General features: G+C 34.4%; 17 protein-coding genes. 8 read left to right on the forward strand and 9 right to left on the reverse strand.

From position 1 onward, the window contains the following. From ACW8TM_RS11275 to ACW8TM_RS11300, 6 genes are all read left to right on the forward strand, one after another. Positions 1 to 5,122: adenosylcobalamin-dependent ribonucleoside-diphosphate reductase (locus tag ACW8TM_RS11275; protein ID WP_491533398.1), on the forward strand; the 5,122-nt coding region annotated here is incomplete at its 5' end. 8 nt (positions 5,123 to 5,130) lie between these two features. After that, on the forward strand, positions 5,131 to 5,643 hold the full coding sequence (locus tag ACW8TM_RS11280) for a cob(I)yrinic acid a,c-diamide adenosyltransferase (RefSeq protein ID WP_491533399.1): 513 nt from the start codon (positions 5,131 to 5,133) through the stop codon (positions 5,641 to 5,643). Between the two features lie 9 nt (positions 5,644 to 5,652). Further along, the gene (locus tag ACW8TM_RS11285) at positions 5,653 to 6,300 is read left to right on the forward strand and encodes a TIGR00296 family protein (protein WP_491533400.1); all 648 of its coding nucleotides are present in this window, start codon (positions 5,653 to 5,655) and stop codon (positions 6,298 to 6,300) included. Positions 6,301 to 6,306: 6 nt separating this feature from the next. Then, positions 6,307 to 7,518, forward strand: a complete 1,212-nt coding sequence (locus ACW8TM_RS11290) for a glycosyltransferase (RefSeq protein ID WP_491533401.1) — start codon at positions 6,307 to 6,309, stop codon at positions 7,516 to 7,518. Positions 7,519 to 7,520: 2 nt separating this feature from the next. Then, the gene (locus ACW8TM_RS11295; protein ID WP_491533402.1) at positions 7,521 to 8,411 is read left to right on the forward strand and encodes a hypothetical protein; all 891 of its coding nucleotides are present in this window, start codon (positions 7,521 to 7,523) and stop codon (positions 8,409 to 8,411) included. Between the two features lie 81 nt (positions 8,412 to 8,492). Beyond that, positions 8,493 to 8,768, forward strand: a complete 276-nt coding sequence (locus ACW8TM_RS11300) for a 50S ribosomal protein L35ae (protein ID WP_491533403.1) — start codon at positions 8,493 to 8,495, stop codon at positions 8,766 to 8,768. Here the strand turns inward: ACW8TM_RS11300 and ACW8TM_RS11305 are convergent. The 6 genes from ACW8TM_RS11305 to ACW8TM_RS11330 all read right to left on the reverse strand — a co-directional run bounded on the left by ACW8TM_RS11305 (position 8,765) and on the right by ACW8TM_RS11330 (position 15,336). After that, positions 8,765 to 10,399 carry a helicase-related protein gene (locus ACW8TM_RS11305; RefSeq protein WP_491533404.1) on the reverse strand — a complete coding sequence of 545 codons (1,635 nt, stop codon included), beginning with the start codon at positions 10,397 to 10,399 and terminating at the stop codon, positions 8,765 to 8,767. The genes ACW8TM_RS11300 and ACW8TM_RS11305 overlap by 4 nt on opposite strands. Positions 10,400 to 10,404: 5 nt before the next feature. Beyond that, positions 10,405 to 12,192: an ATP-dependent DNA ligase gene (locus ACW8TM_RS11310; RefSeq protein WP_491533405.1), complete on the reverse strand. Its 1,788-nt coding sequence runs from the start codon at positions 12,190 to 12,192 to the stop codon at positions 10,405 to 10,407. 75 nt (positions 12,193 to 12,267) lie between these two features. Beyond that, a complete protein-coding gene (locus ACW8TM_RS11315; RefSeq protein WP_491533406.1) occupies positions 12,268 to 13,302 on the reverse strand; it encodes a type II glyceraldehyde-3-phosphate dehydrogenase in 1,035 nt (344 codons plus the stop codon). A 48-nt stretch (positions 13,303 to 13,350) separates the two neighbouring features. Continuing rightward, positions 13,351 to 14,427 carry a bifunctional phosphoglucose/phosphomannose isomerase gene (locus ACW8TM_RS11320; protein WP_491533407.1) on the reverse strand — a complete coding sequence of 359 codons (1,077 nt, stop codon included), beginning with the start codon at positions 14,425 to 14,427 and terminating at the stop codon, positions 13,351 to 13,353. A gap of 4 nt (positions 14,428 to 14,431) precedes the next feature. Then, positions 14,432 to 14,965: a hypothetical protein gene (locus ACW8TM_RS11325; RefSeq protein ID WP_491533409.1), complete on the reverse strand. Its 534-nt coding sequence runs from the start codon at positions 14,963 to 14,965 to the stop codon at positions 14,432 to 14,434. 44 nt (positions 14,966 to 15,009) lie between these two features. Continuing rightward, a complete protein-coding gene (locus ACW8TM_RS11330; RefSeq protein ID WP_491533410.1) occupies positions 15,010 to 15,336 on the reverse strand; it encodes a hypothetical protein in 327 nt (108 codons plus the stop codon). A gap of 54 nt (positions 15,337 to 15,390) precedes the next feature. Here ACW8TM_RS11330 and ACW8TM_RS11335 point away from each other — a divergent pair, with 54 nt between their 5' ends. Then, entirely contained in the window at positions 15,391 to 16,071 is a 681-nt protein-coding gene (locus ACW8TM_RS11335; RefSeq protein WP_491533411.1) for an HAD family hydrolase, read from the forward strand. Here the strand turns inward: ACW8TM_RS11335 and ACW8TM_RS11340 are convergent. From ACW8TM_RS11340 to ACW8TM_RS11350, 3 genes are all read right to left on the reverse strand, one after another. Further along, positions 16,018 to 17,325 (reverse strand): hypothetical protein, encoded by a 1,308-nt coding sequence (locus tag ACW8TM_RS11340; protein WP_491533412.1) that lies wholly within the window; start codon positions 17,323 to 17,325, stop codon positions 16,018 to 16,020. The two genes, ACW8TM_RS11335 and ACW8TM_RS11340, sit on opposite strands and share 54 nt — an antisense overlap. 99 nt (positions 17,326 to 17,424) lie before the next feature. Beyond that, the gene (locus ACW8TM_RS11345) at positions 17,425 to 17,946 is read right to left on the reverse strand and encodes a nitroreductase family protein (RefSeq protein ID WP_491533413.1); all 522 of its coding nucleotides are present in this window, start codon (positions 17,944 to 17,946) and stop codon (positions 17,425 to 17,427) included. 12 nt (positions 17,947 to 17,958) lie between these two features. Further along, a complete protein-coding gene (locus ACW8TM_RS11350; RefSeq protein ID WP_491533414.1) occupies positions 17,959 to 19,194 on the reverse strand; it encodes a transglutaminase-like domain-containing protein in 1,236 nt (411 codons plus the stop codon). A gap of 71 nt (positions 19,195 to 19,265) precedes the next feature. Here ACW8TM_RS11350 and hxlA point away from each other — a divergent pair, with 71 nt between their 5' ends. Further along, positions 19,266 to 19,922, forward strand: coding sequence for a 3-hexulose-6-phosphate synthase (hxlA, locus tag ACW8TM_RS11355; protein WP_491533415.1), 657 nt, complete (start codon positions 19,266 to 19,268; stop codon positions 19,920 to 19,922). The last annotated feature ends 56 nt before the right edge of the window (positions 19,923 to 19,978 follow it).

The following is a 19,978-nucleotide window of genomic DNA, read 5'->3' on the forward strand; positions in this document are numbered from 1 at the left end:
TTTAGAAATCATTGTAAGTGAGTGGCATCCATTTATTGTAGTAAATGAAAAAGGCGAGATCTTAGAGAAAAGGGCGGATGAACTTAGAGAGTGTGATTTACTATTACTTCCGTCTAAGCCGCTTAACTGGATCTTCAATAAATATCAAAGTATTGATGGTTATAGATTATCTGAGGATTTGGGGTGGGCTATTGGCTATATACTTGGTGATGGTTGTATTGAAGAAAATAGGTTAAGAGTCTTTGATAGTGACAGAGCCCCCCTCAAGTATCTTAAAGAAGTTCTGAGCAAAATCTTCAACAATAAAGTTGGTTGCATTTATAAGGAGAAGAAATATGATATGTGGATTTTCCAGACATGTAATAGTGAGGTCGTGAATTTTGTTTTAAAAAATCTAAGAGATAACAATGGAAATTGGAGGATTCCTAAACAAATATTCAAGTCGCCTTTAAGTGTAGTTTTATCATTTATTTCTGGTTTCATTGATGCTAGAGGTGAAATTTCAAAGGGTAAAGCTAGAATTGCTATTGAATATACTTCAAGTAGCATTGTGAGACAATTAGCATTACTTCTAACTGCTTTAGGATTGAAAACTAGATTTAGAGTGCGAAGGCCTAAGAGATCTAGAGAAGAAAGTAGTCTTTATATTGTTTACATAGAGGGCTCACCTGAATTTCAGTTTTTCGCCCGAGAGATTGCTTCTAAAATGCGTATAAAAAGTAAGGCTATGCAATTAATTAAGGCGATTGGAAAATCTTCATACAAAACAAGTATACGGCTAAGTTTTGAGGTTGTGAGAGGTTTTCTAGAGAAACTGGGAGTGGATATCTCTTCTCTACATAAAAAACCATTAATTCTTAACGACTCAAGAATATGGCTTCACAGGTGGATATGGGGACATGGAATAAGTGCAATTAAATTTGAAAAATTCATGACTAAATTAGCTGAAGTATTAGAACAGCGAGGATACCGGGATGACGCTGAAAAGGTAAGAAGTCTATTATATGCGATGCTCCATTCAGTCCCAATAAAGTCCGTTAAAAGATTGAATGGATCTGAAAAAATGGTTATGTATGACCTCACAGTTGATGGAACAAAAACATATCTGGCAGGTCAAAATGGATTTATGATAGTACACAACACAGGTTTTTCTTTTTCAAAGCTTAGACCCAAGGGCGATGTTGTTAGAACCACCAGTGGAGTTGCTTCTGGACCAGTTAGCTTTATGCGCATATTTGATGTTGCAACCGACGTTATAAAGCAGGGTGGTTGTATTGCTGTTGACACTCTTGTTTTGACGAATAGGGGTATATTACCATTGGCTGAGCTTCTTGATTGTCCCTCCCATTCGGAGAATCCAACTAACTATTTGGTTTTTGATGGTGATCAGTTTGTTCATGCCTTTTTGGCTGCGGATAATGGCATGGCTGATGTTTTGAAGATTAAGACTGATCTAGGTTTAGAACTTGATGTTACATATAATCACAGGGTTGCAGTGATATCTGAGGAGGGTAAAATAGTATGGAGGGAGGCTAAGGACATAAAGATTGGGGATTGGCTAGTTGTTTTGTTAGGTGGGCATCCAGATCTACCGAATGCGCTTCTCCCAAGAATTGGGAAGCAGCACTTTAATGCTAATAGGATAACAATTCCAAGGACAATGACTCCTAAGCTGGCGGAAATTTTAGGCTTGTACATGGCTGATGGCCGTACAAGTACTAATGGAAGAATAATATTCACTGTCTCAAGAGAAGATGAAGAACTGGAAAGAATAATCGAGAATTTAATGCTTAAAGTTTTCAATTTGAAGGTTGGATATAAGAGAAAGAAAAATGGATATGTAGACTTAGTCTTCTACTCTAGAGATCTCCAGCGATTTTTTGGATCTATGAATTGGATTAAAAGGAGTTCTCTTGAAGCCTTCATACCAAGAGAAATATTTACTTCATCCAAGGAAGTTGCCTATGGTTTTCTAAGAGGATTATTTGAAGGTGCCGGTGATATTCATGAAGATGGATATCCTAGACTTCAAGTTTCCTCTGAGAGATTGGTTAAGGAAGTCCAACAATTACTATTAAGTTTAGGGGTAGTTTCATCCATAGGGAGATATGAAAGTGGAGATAATAGACTCGAAACTTCTCCCAAATACTATCTAACCATAGTTCCAGAAAGAAGCATCAAGAAATTCATTGAACATATTGGATTTTTAAGTGAGAAGAAAAATAAAAAGCTAATAGAGCGTTTTCATGAAAAGAAGTTTGAATATGAAGATATTATCCTAAATGTCGAGAAGATACTTAAATCTCATTATAAGTTTGTGGGAAGAAGTTGTGGAAAGAATAGGTCTAGAAGAGGATCTAATGAAGCCTTTTATAAAGCAATTTATCATTACATAACTGAAAATAATAGGTCGAAGAGAAATCTAACTCGTAAACGTTTAATGAAGTTGCTTGAAAAATTTCCATTCCTTAAAAGTGATGAGTGGATAGCCAAACTATGCAACCCCAAATATTACTTCACAAAAGTAGTCGAAATAAGAGAAGACAGAAAATATACAATGGACATAGAAACAATTTCCGGATGCTTTATAGCTAATGGCTTATTAGTACACAATAAGCGTCGAGGCGCGAACATGGGTATTTTGAGGGTTGATCACCCTGATATTATGGACTTTATATATGCTAAGACTAAGGAGGGTATGCTAACTAACTTTAATATTTCAGTTGCAGTTACTGATGAATTTATGAGGGCAGTGGAGGAAGAGCGTGAGATACAATTTATAAATCCTAGAACCGGTAAACCTCAAGGCTCAATTAATGCAAGATACCTATTCGACATGATGGTTTACAATGCTTGGAAGACAGGTGATCCAGGCATCATTTTCATTGACCGTATAAATAAGCATAACCCCACACCACATTTAGGAGAAATTGAAAGCACTAATCCATGTATTACTGGTGATACTTTGGTGACTACTGAAAAGGGATTAATTTCTATTGAAAGTTTAACTAAAAATAATCCACGATCACTTTCAACTTCATTGATTGTGGATTTAAGAGCTATTGGAGGTAAGGGGATTTTAAGGTCTAAACCTCTCAAGTATATTTTCACTGGAGTGAAACCTGTCTATAGACTTGTAACTAAAGAGGGTTATGAGATTAAAGCTACTATTGACCATATGTTCTTAACGCCTAATGGATGGAAGAGGTTAGGTGAATTAAAGGAAGGTGATGTTTTATTAATTCAGAGTGGTGGTTGCTTTTCTAATTCAATCGAGCTTCCAATAAAGGATGAAATTGACGAGTTAAACAATCTAACTGAAATGGAGAAGTTAAACTTGCCAAAGGAGTGGTCTGAGGAACTTGGCTTTATAATGGGCTTACTTATAGGTGATGGCTGGCTTAGAAGGGATAGTGTTGGATTTAAATTTTCAGCTGAAAAACTAGACCTGCTAATGAAAGTTCAAGAGATAATTTCTAAGTGGTATGGTTATGTTAAGCCTGTAAAATGTGGAAATAAGGTGTACTGCTTATCATATCATGCTAAAGCTTTCATTGAATTTTTCAAGAAGCTAGGTGTTGATGAGTGTGGGGAGGAACAGAAGCATGTTCCATACAGTATTTTTACTGCTCCTAAATGTGCAGTGAAAGGTTTTCTCAGAGGCTTGTTTGCTACAGATGGCTTAGTTCAAGGAGAGGTTGAGAGAGAATTATCAATACGATTGACATCTTCTTCGCTAAGATTGCTAAAAGATGTACAGCTACTATTACTTAATTTTGGAATTAAATCTGAAATTCATAAGCGTCATGTTAAGCATGATTATTATGAACTTATAATTTCGAGGGGCTATGAAAACAAGTTTATTCAAGAAATTGGCCCTAGCGACAAGATGATGACATCTACATCTTACATGAAGCATTCATCCACCACTTATTATCACGATAAGTTTAAGGTTAAGGTAGAGAAAATTGAATATGTAGGTGAAGAGCCAGTTTACGATGTAACTGAGCCTCTAACTCATTCATTTATTGCAAATGGATTTATAGTTCATAATTGTGGTGAACAACCTTTATTGCCTTATGAATCCTGTAATCTTGGGTCGGTTAATCTATCATTGATGGTTAAGCGTAGAAGGGATGGAAGCTATGAAGTCGATTGGAAGAAGTTAAGGGAGGTTGTTAGAATTGCAGTTCACTTCCTAGACAATGTTATTGATGCTAATTGCTATCCGTTGCCTCAAGTTGAAGAGAAGACTTTGCTGACGAGGAAGATTGGTTTAGGTGTAATGGGTTGGGCTGAACTATTGTTTAAGCTTCAAATACCATATGACTCTGAGGAGGCTTTAAGTCTAGCCAGAAGAATAATGGAGTACATAAACTATTACAGTAAGGTTGAGTCAATTAATTTGGCTAGGAGGCGTGGAAGTTTTCCAGCTTTTAAGGGTTCAATTTATGATTATGATTCTCCACGCTTTCCATTTGAGGCGGATGATGAAGTTAAACAGTATAATTTGAAGTGGAATGATTTGAGGAGTAGAATTAAGCGTTATGGAATTAGGAATGCCACCACTACAACTATAGCTCCGACTGGGACTATAAGTATAATTGCAGGTTGTTCTAGTGGAATTGAACCTATATTTGCTCTAGCTTTCTTCCGAAGAGTTTTGGGTGGAGTTAGCTTATTTGAGATAAACTCAGTTTTTGAGGAATATATGAGAGAGAAGGGCCTCTATAGTGATGAGTTAATGCGTGAGATAGCTAGAGTTGGTTCTATAAAGTATATTGACGGTATTCCTGACGAGGTCAAGAGGATATTTGTCACCGCATTAGATATAGATGTTGATTGGCACGTTAGAATGCAGGCTGCATTTCAAGAATTTACTGATAATGCTGTTTCAAAGACTATTAACTTGAGGTATGAAGCAAGCCCAGAAGATGTTCGTAGAGCATTCCTACTAGCATATAAGCTGAAGTGTAAAGGTATTACTGTCTATCGATATGGAAGTAAGGGTGAGCAGGTACTCTATGTAGGTAAACCAAAGGAAAGAAAACTGAGTGAAGGTGTTATTGAACTTGATTCTGAAGATACTGGCTCATGTCCGAAGGGTGTTTGTAGAGTTTAGGTGATTTTATGGGGCTGATAATTCTATATACTGGAACTGGCGTTGGTAAAACTACAAGTGCACTTGGATTAGCGTTGAGGTGTATTGGTCATGGCTTTAAGGTCATTATAATACAGTTTATGAAGGGGAGAAAGAATATTGGAGAATACTTGGTGAAGGAGAGGCTTTCTCCAGAATATGAAATCTATCAATTTGGAAGGAAAGATTGGGTTGACCTGCATAATCCCAGTGATGAGGATAGGGAATTAGCTTTGAAGGGATTGGATTTTGCAGAAAGAGTAATGCTGGAAAAAAGGCCTTTTCTCCTGGTTTTAGATGAAGTAAATTTAGCTGTCTCAATTGGTTTAATATCAATAGATAAAATCTTAAGTTTCTTATCTAAAATTCCAGAGGAGACGCATGTCGTCCTAACAGGTAGAAATGCACCGCCAGAACTTATTAATTATGCAGATATAGTTAGCATTGTAGTTGAAGCTAAATATCCAAAGAAGCTTTTTGCTATTAGGGGTATAAGTTATTAGGTGATGGATATGTCCACTATAACTTTGAAGGAAGGGGAATTTCTTGTTAAATTGTCTCGTAGAGCAGTTGAAGAATATTTAACCAGAGGTATTCAAATTAAGCCACCTGAAAATACTCCTAGTAAATTATGGAAGAAAATGGGGGTTTTTGTTACAATTAATAAGTTGCTTGAAAGTGGGGGAAGGAGAGTTAAGCGCTTAAGGGGATGTATTGGCTTTCCTTTACCTGTCATGCCACTTGTTGAGGCTACAATTGAAGCTGCTATTAGTGCAGCAACTTCAGATCCCCGTTTTCCTCCACTTAGAATTAAGGAGTTAAATTCAGTTGTATTTGAGGTGAGTGTATTAACTGTTCCCCAATTAATTGAAGTTAAAAATACTAAAGAATACCCCTCAAAGATTAAAATTGGAATTGATGGATTAATTGTTGAAAGGGGTTTCTTTAAGGGTTTACTTCTACCTCAAGTGGCTGTAGAGTGGAATTGGTCTCCAGAGGAGTTTCTAAGTCATTGCTGTATGAAGGCTGGCCTCATGCCTGATGCATGGTTGGATGAAGAGACTAGGATATATAAGTTTCAAGCTGAAATTTTTGAGGAGCTTGATCCGAAGGGTAGAATTATTAAGAAGGAATTGCATTGGCACAGTACAGCTGGGTAGATTTCAATGGATAAAATTAGATTTTATATTGCACCGTGCGGTATAGGTCTTGGCCATGCTAATCGTTCTCTTAGAATTGCAGGTAAAATAATTGATTTATCCAGAATATATGAGGTGAAACCATTAATTCTATTCTCAACTTATGGTACTGCTGTTTCTCTAATTGGTGGAAGAGGTTTTCATGTTTGTTCAGTTCCTGAAATTACTTATTATCAAAAACCAGACGGAACCTTTGATTTCAAGCAAACAATGAGTAGAGGTGTCAGGTTTGTAAAGAGATTTTTTGATCAAATAGCCTTGGAAATAAAGTTTATTGATAACTTTAAAGCTGATGTTGTTATTTCTGATTCACGCTTATCTACAATTATTGCCGCTAAATTGCTCGGTAAGCCGTCTATTTTGGTTATAAATCAGCTGGCACTAATAATTCCTAGAACAAGACCTATGTCTCCATCTATCAAGCTGATTAAAACTCTTTCTGAGAGAATAATCTCCCAAGTTTTCAGTTATATGTGGAATTTTTCGGGTAGAATAATGGTTCCAGATCTACCTTCAAAATATGCTATATGTAAGAGGAATGTTTTAGGTTTCAAGTTTGATGATAAAATTGAGTTTACAGGGCCAATTATTGATGTTGATCCAAGATCTCTTCCTTCTAGGAAATATTTGAAGTCAAAGTTAAAAATTCCTTCTCATCTTCCATTTATCTTTATTGTGATTAGTGGCCTCCCCCTTGAGAAGATATTGTTAGCAAAATTTCTGATTAAATTCTTTAAAAAGTTTAGTAGCAAGTACTTTTCAGTTATTACTCTATCTAATCCTAAGGGAAGAATGCTTCTCTATGATAAAGGTAATCTTAAAGTTTATAATTGGATTAGAAATTATTATTGGTATCTAAAGGCGTGTGATTTGAATATGAATCATGCTGGTCATACGAGTATAATTGAGGCCATATGTTATGGTTTGCCGATGATACTTTTTCCAGCTAGAGGTCATACTGAGCGTTATAGTAATGCTTTAGCTGCTCAAGCTCTTGGAGTTGCTAAGATTTTGGCTTATGATGATTTTTCATTTTCTTCTCTTCATGGTGCAATTAGATATTTGTTAACTGATATGGGTGTTAGACGTCGAGTTAAATTGCTTCAGAAAATGGCATTGGAGATGGATGGTGCTAAGCGTATAGCTCAATTAGCCTTTAATCTGGCTTGGAGGAGTTGAAATTGAGTTTTATTGGCAAGGCATTTACTCCAGCTTTTCTACCTCTTTTCTTCGACATTCAATATGTACATGGTAAACCCAGATTTATAGGAGCTGGTCTAAATCTATTTAGAGGTGTTTCATGTAAAGTTGTTGGGGAGCCTTCTTCGTGTGTTAAGTTTAATTTTCTTTTCGGGAGAAGAGAGTTAAATTTACCGTGGATTGAGGAGGCTGTTAGGAGACTATTAGCTTTAACTGGTTTAAATGGTATTCAAGGTGTTTTTGACTTTAACTTTGAGGTTCCTCTAAATTTTGATTTGTCTTTACCTTCAGCTGCACTTATTTCTTCTTTAGTAGCTCTTCATTCAGCTCTTAAATTAAGCATTCCAGTTAAGTCCATTATTAATATAGCTCAGGATATTGAATTTAAGTATAAGATTGGTTTTGGTACTTCACCTCTGCAATCCATTGGTGGGTTGGTTTTGGTAGGGGATTTAAACACTGATTTTCCAGCAGGATTTTTAAAAATAGATTATCCTAGGGATGTTAGGGTTGTTGTTGGAAGTGCATCTTCTATTGAAATGTTGTTCTATCCACATTTTTGGGATGAATTTAATTTGAAGGATTTTCTATTTAATGTTTCATTGGTGAGAGATTTCAATTCAGTTGTTGAGAAGACTAAATTGTTTGTGAATAGATTTGCTTCTCGTTTTAAGAATGTATCTTCAATTATTAATGGTTTGATGGAGCTCAATCCAATTGTTTGTGGCTTAAGTCTCAATGGCAAACTTGTGTATGCATTGTGTATGAAGAATGAAATTATGAAGTTTGCAGATTTTCTACTTGATTTTTTCCCATGTGAGGGGATTATGGTTTTTGAGGTTGACCCTATTGGTACTAGGGTTTACTTGTAGTGGTTTATAGAGAAATATTGATATTGTACTTTTCAAGAATTATTTTGCTGTGAACCCCTGAGTTATTGGGGGTTTACTGTCATGGTGGTTGTTGGGATTAATGGAGTTATTTTAGGTTATAAGCGTGGATTGAAGAGACTTTATCCCAGATATGTATATTTAAGGTTTGATGGTTTTTCATCTAAGAGTGAGGCTTCACGCTTAATTGGTAGACGTGTTGTTTGGAGAAGTAGGAGAGGTTTAAGGTTTATTGGTAAAATTGTGAGGCTTCATGGAAGGAAGGGTGTTGTATTAGCTAGGTTTAGATCTCCTCTACCAGGTCAAGCTATAGGTTCAAGGGTTGTTTTGATTGACTAGTTTTTCATAAAGCTTGTTAATGTTTTTTGTCCCTTTTCGATTTGTGTTATTGTTTTATATACTACTTTTTGTGTGAATCCATAGGTTTTCTCAGTTTTCTTCATCACGCTTAGGAGCTTGTTTTTCTCATGGGTCTGAGTTGATATTAAGGCATAGATTCTTGCTATCTTCTTCCCTGAGGGTTGACGTAATATTCTTCCAAACCTTTGAATCCATTTTCTTGGATTGCTTGGGGGATCTATCCAGATTTCAATTTCAGCAGCCGGTATATCTAGTCCTTCTTCACCTACTTGTGTGGCAACTAGTATTTTCGCTTTTTCTTTGAATTGCATTAGGGCTGATGCTTGTTGTTCTAGCTTCATATGTCCTTTACCTACTAGTATTGCTACTTTTTCCATTCCATAAATGCTTTGTAACTTTCTACCGATTTGTTTAACTACTTCTACTCCTTCTGCGAATATTATTGCCTTATCATATATTTCGTTTTCAAGAATTTTTATTGTAACGTTTAACTTGTGATTGAAGCATGATTTTAATGCTTCTCTGTATAGTTTAATTATGCTTTTTCCATTCAATTCTGCTATAGGTTTATTTAGCTCCTTTATTCTCCATGTAGCATATTTTAACACGCTACTTGCTCCATTTTCAATCATTCTGAATTTTAATAGTTTTAATGCTACTAGTTTTCGACATTCAGGATGATTTGTACAGTTTAGTTTTAAGTGGTTTGATCCATATTTGCTTTTAATTTCTTTTTCTTTTTCACTTATTATGATGTCCATGGCTCTGTATACTAATAGTAATTCATTGGGTGTTTGTATTTTTGTGATGTATAATATTCTACTTGGCATGTATTTTTTTATTGATGGATTGTCTATTGAAAAAACTTCTATTTTATTGAATATTTTTCTTAATTCTTCTAGTCTGTGGGGTGCATGTAGTTGAGGGGTTGCGCTGAGGGCTAATATTTTTACTTTACATGCAGCTGCAACTAATAGTATTGAATATCCATCTGTTTCTCCAATGTATCTTTGACATTCATCTGCAATTAATATGTCGAAGGGGAATTGGAAGTCTGCTACTTCTAGAATTTCTGATAGGTATGGCAGTGGATTAGACATTATTCTTGCTTCCTTCAGCATCATTTCAAAGGCGTATAGGTGGTCGTTGGCGAATGTTTGGGGTGTTGTGACTATGAATCCTGCATTCCATACTTTCAATTTTCTTCTTTTTTCAGGTGGAATTGCTCCTGAGATGAAGTATGCATTTTTCACTCCTAATTTTCTTCTTGCAAATAGTGTCTGTTGTACCCCTAGGGGTACTGATGGGACTAGAAATAATACTCGTAATCCATCTCTAGATATTTTTTCTAGGTATGCTCCTGCCAGAAATGTTTTTCCTAGACCTGTTGGTAAGCCGAGTATTAGTGATCTTTCATGTTTCAACATTTTATTTAGAATTTCTTCTTGAAAGGGCCATAGTTCATAGTCTTTTTTAATTCTTATTTTTTCTATAAATGTTATTGGATATTTGGGTGTTAATTTTTCAACTAGATTTTTGATGGACTGGGGACTATTGTCGAGATAGTTTAGGTATTTTTTCCACCATTGGTTGCCTTTTTTCCTGGACATTGTTGTCATTCCATTGAAATTCTTTTCATTTGTGACTTGTACATTTCTATTATCTCTTTTACTGTTGTTGCATCTTCAGCTTTTTTGTCGAACCTGTAGTTTCCAGTGAATCTTGGAAATCTAATGGCTAGTCCTGCCCCTTCTCTTATTGCGTTTAATGCGCATGTATGCATGGGACTTAATGTTATTTCTGCTCCTATAATTTCCAATACTACTGCTGGTATAAACCATACATCTGCTTCCATTTTACTATCAACTCTTGGATGTATGTGAGTTATTTTATAGGGTTCAAGCATTTTTGGTAGTTTTGCTAAGTCTTCATCTGTAAATCCACTACCGACTTTGCATACTGTTTTGAAGGTGTCTGTTTCTGGATCGTAGGCTGCCATTAGTAGTGCTCCATATGTTCCTGCTCTTCTTCCTTTACCCCAAAATCCTCCTACTACGACTAGGTCAACGGTATCTGTCATTTCTGATTTATAGTCTCGCTTATATTTTATCCAGAGCCATCCTCTTGACCCTGCTTGGTATATGGAGTCTGGTCCTATTGATTTGCACATTAATCCTTCACATCCTTCTTCAACTGCTTCTAGGAAAAATTTCTCTAGATCTTCAATGTTGCCTATTATCTTCATTTTGGCTATTTTTATTCTTTCATTTTCATCTACTATTTTGCTTAGGATTTTTCTTCTATATGGGTATGGTTTTAATGTTAAGTCTTCTCCATCTACGTAGAGTGCATCAAACATGAAGAGGCTTACTGGATATAGTTTCATTGCTTCTTTTATGCCATATTTTCTTCTCCTATGCATTAACTCTTGGAATGGTTGCATTTCACCTGTCTCAGGATTTATTGCTACGCATTCGCATTCTACTATGGCTTCTTCCGCCTTAATGTTATTTCTAATTAATTCGCATGCATCTGGATAGTGGTGTGTAATATTTTCAAGTCTTCTTGAGAATAGTTGAACTTTATCTCCGCTTTTGTGGGCTTGAAGTCTTTCTCCATCATACTTATATTCTGCGGCGCATTTCCCTCCAAGTTTCTCCAATATTTCGCTTGGTGAGGATAGTCTTTCAGCTAGCATTGGTCTTACTGGTCTTCCAATAGTTATCTTGAATTTCTTTATTCCTTCTATTCCTTCATATGCTAGTGTTTTTGCTACTGCTCCTAGATCTGATGAAAGATTATATGCTCTTTCAATTATAGGTCTGAATTCCTTAGATCTACAGAATGCTATTGATAATGCATCTAGAATGGTCATGTCCGCTATTCCTAATCTAAGTTTTCCTGTTATAATTCTTACCAAGTATCTTGCTTCTTTAGGTGATGATCTTCTTAATAGCTTTGTTAGTAGTTTTATTTTTGTGTCTTGTGAGCCTTCTCCTGACGTTCTGGCTATTTTATCTAGTGTCTCATAGACTTTTTCAACTGTTAATTTTTCGAGTTTTGTAGATCTTCCAAAGAAGTCCATTAATGTTGAAATTTTCTTCTTTTTAAGTGCATTTTCCGCAGCTAGGCCTATGTCTCCTGTTTTCTTTAATTCTTCTTCAATTTCATTTAGCGATAGTCCGCTTGCTAATGAGATGGCTCTCATGGCCATTTTCTCAGCAATGCCTAATTCAATTCCAACGTAATCTGGATATAGCTTTCCTTGAGTTAAATATACGACTTTGTCGATTATTTCTCTGGGAGTTTTAATGAATAGATTTACGAGTAAATCTGTCATTTCAAGTCTTTTTGTCGTTGCTTCTATTCTTTCATATGTGTCAACTAGTATTTCATAGTCCAAGGCTTTTCACTATTCTTCTTTAGAGCATACGAAATCTTAAATGTTGCTAGAATTTAAAAAATTGTGGGTTTAAGTTTAATATAATCGTTTAAGTACTCCTAGTGCCTTATCTGTTTTCTCAATGCTTTTTTGAGCGTCTTTTTCTATTTCAGTTATTGCTCTTATTGCATCTATGTTTTCTGGTATTACATTGCTTTCATTTGGTGTGCTCCATGCCAGGTATACTTCATCTTCCATTACTATTATACTGTCTTTCCATATTGGTATTTCATAAATATCTCCTCTCATTCTTCCTAGGTCTCTACCTAATTCAAATACTGCGTGTAGTCCATCTATTCCATCCTTTGAGTTGACGAATACTATTCTTGGTGCTTTTTCTAATGCTTCTATAATGCTGTTTATATCTATACTTCTTTTAGTTTTTATTAGGCAGAAGTGTAGGTGGAATAGGTTGTGTGAAGCCTTTACAGCGACACTAACTATATCTAGGTCTGGTAGGACTGTTTTTACATCTGGTGCGTGATGACTTACACCCATAGTTGGAATAACTGTATTCATTATTCCTGTTCTTCCACTTTCCCATACATCTACTGCTCTTCTCACTATGAATGCTCTCACTTTCTCTATTCCTATTTCCCGTTTTATTGCTCCTAATACTCTGCATAGAGCTGTTGTGTTACAGCTTACAACTCTAACAAATTGCTTTCCTAGTGCTTCTTCATAGTTGCATTGGGCTACGAAGCTTGTGCCTGCAACTTCATGTTTTTCTCCTCCTTGAAATACTGCTTTTACATTGAATTTTTTATATATAGGTTTATTTTTTGCTCCAATCTTCTTGGGTGTACAGTCTACCACCACATCAACTTTCTTTAGTAAGTCTTCTAGTGTGCCTTCAACTTCTATTCCTGCTTTTTCCATATCTTTCATTTTTCCTGGTATTGAGCAGTATATGTTGTATCCTTTCCTTGCTGCTATTTTTATTCTCCAGTCTGTTGCAATGTCTGATACTCCTATTAGCTTCATATCATTTTGTAGCATTACTGCATCAGCTACTCTTTTCCCAATTACTCCATAACCATTTACACATACTTTAACTATGGGTTTCGGCATTTTTCCACCATTCATATATAACTGAAAAATATTTATAAAGATTAATATTTATGAGCATAAATATTCCTTTAAGACTTTATCTATATATCCAATTGATTTTAATTTTGTTTTCAATTTTGCAATTGGCTCGATTCTTTTTGGATCTATTCCCTTTAATAATGCGATTAATATTGAGATTAAGTCTCCCATATATATTATGGAAAATATCTTGCTTATTGTTCTTGTTCCTTTAGTTTTAATTTCTAGTATTTCTACTTGTTTTTTTAATATTTCTTCCTTGAGTGCTTCAATTCTGGTTTTTATAACTTCGCTTTCATGTTTATCTCTTATCATTATGACTTTCATGTTCTTATATGAGCTTTTGTTTCCGCTCCATCCGACAATTTCATTATGGCATGCTTCTGGGATTATTTCGACTTTAGCCCATTGTTTACTGTTTTCGTTTAATTGTTGTTTAAATCTTAGGGCTGCTGCTCTAAATGGCTTGTAGGTGTATATGTTTGTGTTTTTCTCCATGATTTTATTGGATATTTTAAATATTGTGGTATCTTTTTGTTCTATTATTTGTTTCCTTATTTCTTTTAGTAATTTAATTGTGTTTTTTATATCTGATTTATGGGTTGGAATTTCATATACTTGATTTAATGCATTTAATGCTGCTATGAATAGGTAGGGGAGTGCTTCTCTTGGTTGGAAATTTTTGGGTATTTTGATTAGTGGAAACTTTTTCTTCTCATGTATTTTTTCTAGTACACCATTACTTGTTATAGCTATTATGTTGCCCTTTTTTCTTATTGCTTCGATTACTGCCGATAGTACTTCTTCTGTATTTCCTGAGTAGCTTGTTGCTATTATTAGTGACTTTGAATTTATGTAGGCTGGTAGTCCATAGTTTTTCCAAATTTTTATGGGTATGTTTATTTTTTCTTCAAGCCAGTCTAGAATTATATCTCCTACTATTCCTGATCCACCCATTCCAATGAAGGTTATGTTGTCAATTTCTCTTGATTTTAACTCTCCTATTATCGTTGTTTTTTTAAGTGCCTTCTCTAAATTTTCTGGCATTTCTAGTGCATTTCTCAGCATTTTGCTTTTTTCGGCTAGTTTTAGGAGGTTTTCTCTCATTTTTTCACCTTAAATATTTCTCATACATTCTTGTGAAGGTCCATCTTGCAGCTCCCTTTATGCTGTTTACTCTTTCTTCTTTTACATTTCTTATCACTATTTCTTTTATGATGTTGTTTTCTGTCTTCACTTCATATTGTATTGCTTCGTCTGGCATTAATTCTCCATTTTCAATTAATCTTTCATCTTTTCTTTTCATCTCTTTCAAAACTTTGTTGATAAAGAATACTGTGAATGGTGGCGTTGATATTTTGAATTTAATCTTCTTTGATGGTATTATCCGTATGGTTTCTTTATGTTTATATATTTTTGCTAATACCTCTTTCCTGAAGGTTATTGTTGCTATTTCTTCTCCCAACTCTTCCTTTTCTTCTATTGTTTTCACTAGTCTTTCTGCAGTTGTAAATGTCCTTTCGATTAATTTTTTGTCTATTAATTGTATACATTCTCTTAGGATTTCTATTTGTTTTTCTAATTTTTCAAGTTTTCTTGATAGTGTCTTTTTTAGTTTAGCTAGCTCTTCTATGTTTCTTTCCATGTTCTCACTTCTACTATATCAATATATGTGAAATTGTATTTACATTAATTGTTATCTTCCTTTTTTTCTGCTAGTATCTTCGTGATTTTATCTATAATTTCATTTAGTGTTGTGAAGGATACTGCTTTTATTTTCACTTTTGTTTTTAGTTCTATGGAGAGTATTTTCTCAACTCTTTTTTCAATTTCCTCTTTTCTAAGGTTTGTTGATGAGTATATTATAATGCTTGTTTTTACTGCATCTAGGAATTTTAAGTTTCTCGATTGATGCCTTTTAAGTATGGCTAATATTTTTTTCCTTGTTATTTTTTGTGGTTTTTTATGCCAAAATACTATTATTGCACCAATTCTCTGTTTTATCTTTATATTCATTTTCCCCACTAATGATTATATGTATGTTTTAATAATTTTGCTTTGAGGACTGATATGTTGAAGGCAGTTATATTTGATCTTGATCAAACTTTAATTGATACTCTTAGTCGTTTTTATAGGATTTTCAATCTTGTATTACAAGATTTTGGTGGGAAGTCGTTGGATTGGAATACCTTTATTAAACATTATAGGGAAGATACTTTGGACTTATTTATTCCTAAAGGTGTTTCTGTTAGGGTTTTTTGGAGAACTTTTCTTTATCGTTATAGTGACATTATATTGGAGGATGAATCTCCATTTCCTGGTGCCATTGAGATTTTAAGTAAATTGAAGGAGTTAGGTGTAAAGATTGCTATTGTTACTGGAAGAGCTGTTGATGAGGAATGTGTATGGAGAGAATTGAGGCGTCATGGAATGGCTGACTACGTTGATTGTGTTGTTACTTGTAAGGATTTTGATGATGGAGAGCTCTTTTCAAAGGTTGAGGTTCTCAAGAGGGCTGCGGACTGTCTTGGCGTTCCTATTAATGAATGTGTTGTTGTTGGTGATTATTGGCCTGATATAAAGTCTGGTAGGCTTGTTAATGCTAAAATGGTTATTGGTGTTTTGACTGGTTTAATGACAAGGGATCAACTTTTAAAATATGGGGCTGATGTAGTTTTGAATAGTGTGGCTGACTTATTAGACGTATTGTCCATTTATCTTATCGATGAACTTTCTGAGGGTTCTTTTTAGCCATGCTTTTAATCCTGATTCAATTGGTATTGTTTTTACTGTCCATCTTCCCTTTAATCCATAGTCTCTCATTATTAATGGTATTTCTCCATACTTTTCATATCTACTGGCTTTGGCTAAGCAGTAGATTAATTCTCCGGTTAGGGTTGCTTTATCTTCGAAGAATAGTTTTATTAGTGTTGATGTCTTCATTTCAAATAGTACTACTCTATCGTTAACATAGTTTTTAAGTGAATCTACGTTGTTTATTTTCTCATTTTCAAATATGTACGTCATTTTTACGCTTCTTTCGTTTTCTAATCCACTTCTTATGCTTTCTCCTATTATTGGTAGTTGCGCTAAGTCTTCTGAGTTCGTTAGTATTCCTCCTACTTCTCCTACTTCACTTACTACTTCTTCTATAGCATTATATAATAAGTAGTAGGAAAATGGTTCGTATATGGTGTTTATTGTTGAATTGAGAATAATTGCATAGCCATTTTGTTTTATACTATTCAGTATTTGGCTTTTTTCTTCTTGACTAAATAAATGCCTAATTGTTTGTGGTTGAAAGGATTTTTTAATGGCCTTTTCCCACTCTTTATAGAATTCCTTTTTCCTTGTTTTTATTATTTCTATTAATTCTTTTACCATTCTTATCCCTTTTGGGGCGGTCATGAATGGTTGTACTACTGCTCCTCCCACTATTCCGACAACTTCCATTATTGTTGCCATTTTATCGTTTTTTGCTTTTTCAAGTATTTTTCTACCTATTGTCTCGTTCATGCTGGGTGGTTTAAGGTTTTTTATTAGTTTTATGCTGAGTTCATTGATGCTTGTAACTTTTTTGAAGGTGTTTCTGTCTATTTTTTCGCTTTTTTCAGGAGCCATTCCTTTGATTATCTTGGTGAATAGATTTGTTTTTTGGGTGATGTCTTTTATTTTAATTTTTACTTTTGGTAGGAATCCGTATTCTTCGTCATGTATTCCAAACCTAAATATATTTGATTTTATCTCTAGGTTTTTTGTGATTTCTATTAGTTTGCTTAATTTTATGTTGTTTGTATTGATCATGAGTATTGATCTAATGTCATGGTTTACCCATAGCTCTCTTGCTATTGATATTGCTAGCATTTCTGGTATTATTTTGAATTTTTTATAGTTTTTCTTATAGGTGAAGACTGCTATTTTTCTCCAGTTCCTCGTATCATTTACTATGTGCTTTGCAATTTTACTGTATATTTGCTGGATGTACTTGTTTCCATTTTCCTTCACTGTTTTCCCCGTATATCATTGGATGTTTTATTGTATGGCTATTATCATTTTACCTTTGTAAATAGACTTGAACGAATACGCTGCGAATACATTTGTAATTTAATATTTTTCGTAATGTACTACTTTTTCTAGTGGAATTCTTGGTCTTGGAGGTGGATTTTCATTTGGTACTCCAATAGGGATTAACGCTACTGGTCTTACATGTTCTGGGATTTCAAGTATTTCTTTTACTTCACTTTCTGAAAATGCGCCTACCCAGCATGCGCCATATCCCAGTGCATGGACTGTTAATAGCATGTTTTGTATTGCAGCTGCTGTATCTTGTATGCAATATAGTGTTCTTCCTCTTTCTCCATAATATCTGGCTGTTCTAGGTATGTTTGCACATACTGCTATTATTACATGGGCTTTAGTCATCCATGTTTGGCCTAGTGCTGCTCTTGCTAGCTTTTTCTTCGTTTCTTCATTTTTTACTATGATGAATTCCCATGGTTGAAGGTTTCCTGCTGAGGGTGCTCTTATGGCTGCATTTAGAATTGTCTTTAAATCTTCATCTGGAATTCTTTCACTTGTAAATCTTCTTATACTTCTCCTGTTTTTTATAGCCTCTAATAACTCCATTTACTACCCTCACTATATTATGGTGGCTTCTCTTTTAATTGTTGTGAAAGGAAATATTTCTTTTTCTTCTACTTTTCTTTTCTTCCTGGCGTATATGTATAATATGAATGCTGTTATTGATAGTATTGTTAGTCCTGCAACCGACATTACTATTATTCCATTACTTTCTCTTTTTGGCTCTTCAACTTTTATTTCCATCCAATATTTCTCTTTCCACTTTAAATTGTAGATATCTAATTCTTTAATCCATTTGACTAAGTCCTCAATATAATCTGTTTTAATTACATTTTCAGTTACAAGTGAATGGTATTGAAATACTGCTGCACCTATAATGTGGTCTTCAACATTTATACTTACTATTCTTCCGAATTCTATTTTTGCATTTTTGAAGTAGGTCATATCTACTGGTAGCCATCCCCATGGTGGAATGTATACCATCGCCCATCCATGTCCAGCGACATTTATTGTTTCAATTGTTAAATGCCCTCCAAGTAGATTCTCTCTTGTTCTTCTTCCCAAATCTTTTATTAATAGGAAAGCTAGTTGTGTGTATGCTGGTATGCCTACACTTCTAAGCATTGCTACAAGTAGGTTTGCTTGGTCATCGCAGTCTCCTTCTTTTATTTTTAGTGTTTCGTCTGGGTATGATGGTATTTTGGGCGATTCTAATTGAGGATATCTAATATTGTTTTCAATCCATTTTATGAATTTATATAATACTTGGAGTGTATTACTCTCCTCTCCGGCAAGTTTATTTGCTAGGTTGCTTACATTATTGCTTTTTGACCATAATCCCTCCATTCTACAATATTTTTCGATTATTTCGTTTGGAATGTCAGTTAGTGATCCTGCATTTTCTAGGGAAAGATTTTGTGGTGGTGTTCTTTTACTTAGCTCTACTTCTAGTATTATTTTAATGTTTATTGTTTGATTTGGAGGTAATTTATCTGGAATGTTGTATAATTCTACCTCTATGTTTCCTTCATCATTTAGTCCTAGTATCTTCCATTTGATTTCTGTGTTGTTTACATAGTATTTAAATGATATTAATTTTTGATATTCAGTTTCTGGGATTAATATCAACTTGTTTGTATCTGTCAGAGGATAGGTTATATTTCCTTCATTTTTAATTGTAGTTTCTATTCCAATTATGTACTTGTTAGTAGTCTGCGAGAATGATGGTACAATAATTATGTTTGAAAAAATTATTGTTAATATTATTATAATTGTGGCTTCATGTTTCTTCATATTCACCACTCATGTTGAATTGAATATCCTAATATATACTTTTAGTGTATTAATCATTTGAGGTTAGGGATTTGAAGTTTAAATACCCTATTCTTCAAGTTGCATTGGATTTTATAGATTTAAATAAGGCTCTTTACATTGCATCTGTTGTATGGAGAAGTGGGGTAACTTGGCTTGAAATAGGGACTCCTTTAATTAAAAGTGAGGGTGTTAATGCGATTAGATCTTTTAGGAAGAGATTTCCTGAAGCAATTTTAATTGCGGATATGAAGTGTATGGATGCTGGTGGTATTGAGGTTTCTCTGGCTGCTGATGCTGGCGCTGATATAGTTACTGTTCTTGGTGTTGCGCACAATAGCACTTTACTTGAGGCTGTGGACTCAGCAAAAGAGCATGGTGTGATGATTATGGTAGATTTAATTAATGTTCCTGATCCTGTTAAGCGAGCTTTAGATGTGGAAAAAATGGGTGTCCATTTTATATGTCTTCATACAGGCATTGACGTCCAAAGGAGAATTGGTATAACTGTGATAGATGAATTTCTTGAGGTTCTTTCAAGAGTTAAGGCTTCAGTTGAGCTTCCAATTGCTGTTGCTGGTGGAATTAATTTGTCTAATGCAGAGATGATGATTGATTCTAATGTTGAAATATTAATTGTTGGTTCTTCTATTACTAGGGCTAGTAATCCTGGATTAATAGTTAGAAGGTTTTTTAAATTAATAAATTGAATGTTGATTAGTTTATTTGTTTTAGAGTTTAAATTCCATTTCTCACTGTATTCTTC

It is taken from the genome of Candidatus Culexmicrobium sp. (assembly GCF_058356305.1).

Coding starts and splice junctions, on each gene's coding strand:
- ACW8TM_RS11300 (WP_491533403.1), top strand. CDS start 8,493: ATGGTGGTTGTTGGGATTAATGGAGTTATTTTAGGTTATAAGCGTGGA.
- ACW8TM_RS11305 (WP_491533404.1), bottom strand. CDS start 10,399: ATGTCCAGGAAAAAAGGCAACCAATGGTGGAAAAAATACCTAAACTAT.
- ACW8TM_RS11315 (WP_491533406.1), bottom strand. CDS start 13,302: ATGCCGAAACCCATAGTTAAAGTATGTGTAAATGGTTATGGAGTAATT.
- ACW8TM_RS11325 (WP_491533409.1), bottom strand. CDS start 14,965: ATGGAAAGAAACATAGAAGAGCTAGCTAAACTAAAAAAGACACTATCA.
- ACW8TM_RS11285 (WP_491533400.1), top strand. CDS start 5,653: ATGTCCACTATAACTTTGAAGGAAGGGGAATTTCTTGTTAAATTGTCT.
- ACW8TM_RS11335 (WP_491533411.1), top strand. CDS start 15,391: ATGTTGAAGGCAGTTATATTTGATCTTGATCAAACTTTAATTGATACT.
- ACW8TM_RS11320 (WP_491533407.1), bottom strand. CDS start 14,427: ATGAGAGAAAACCTCCTAAAACTAGCCGAAAAAAGCAAAATGCTGAGA.
- ACW8TM_RS11350 (WP_491533414.1), bottom strand. CDS start 19,194: ATGAAGAAACATGAAGCCACAATTATAATAATATTAACAATAATTTTT.
- ACW8TM_RS11345 (WP_491533413.1), bottom strand. CDS start 17,946: ATGGAGTTATTAGAGGCTATAAAAAACAGGAGAAGTATAAGAAGATTT.
- ACW8TM_RS11330 (WP_491533410.1), bottom strand. CDS start 15,336: ATGAATATAAAGATAAAACAGAGAATTGGTGCAATAATAGTATTTTGG.
- ACW8TM_RS11290 (WP_491533401.1), top strand. CDS start 6,307: ATGGATAAAATTAGATTTTATATTGCACCGTGCGGTATAGGTCTTGGC.
- ACW8TM_RS11280 (WP_491533399.1), top strand. CDS start 5,131: ATGGGGCTGATAATTCTATATACTGGAACTGGCGTTGGTAAAACTACA.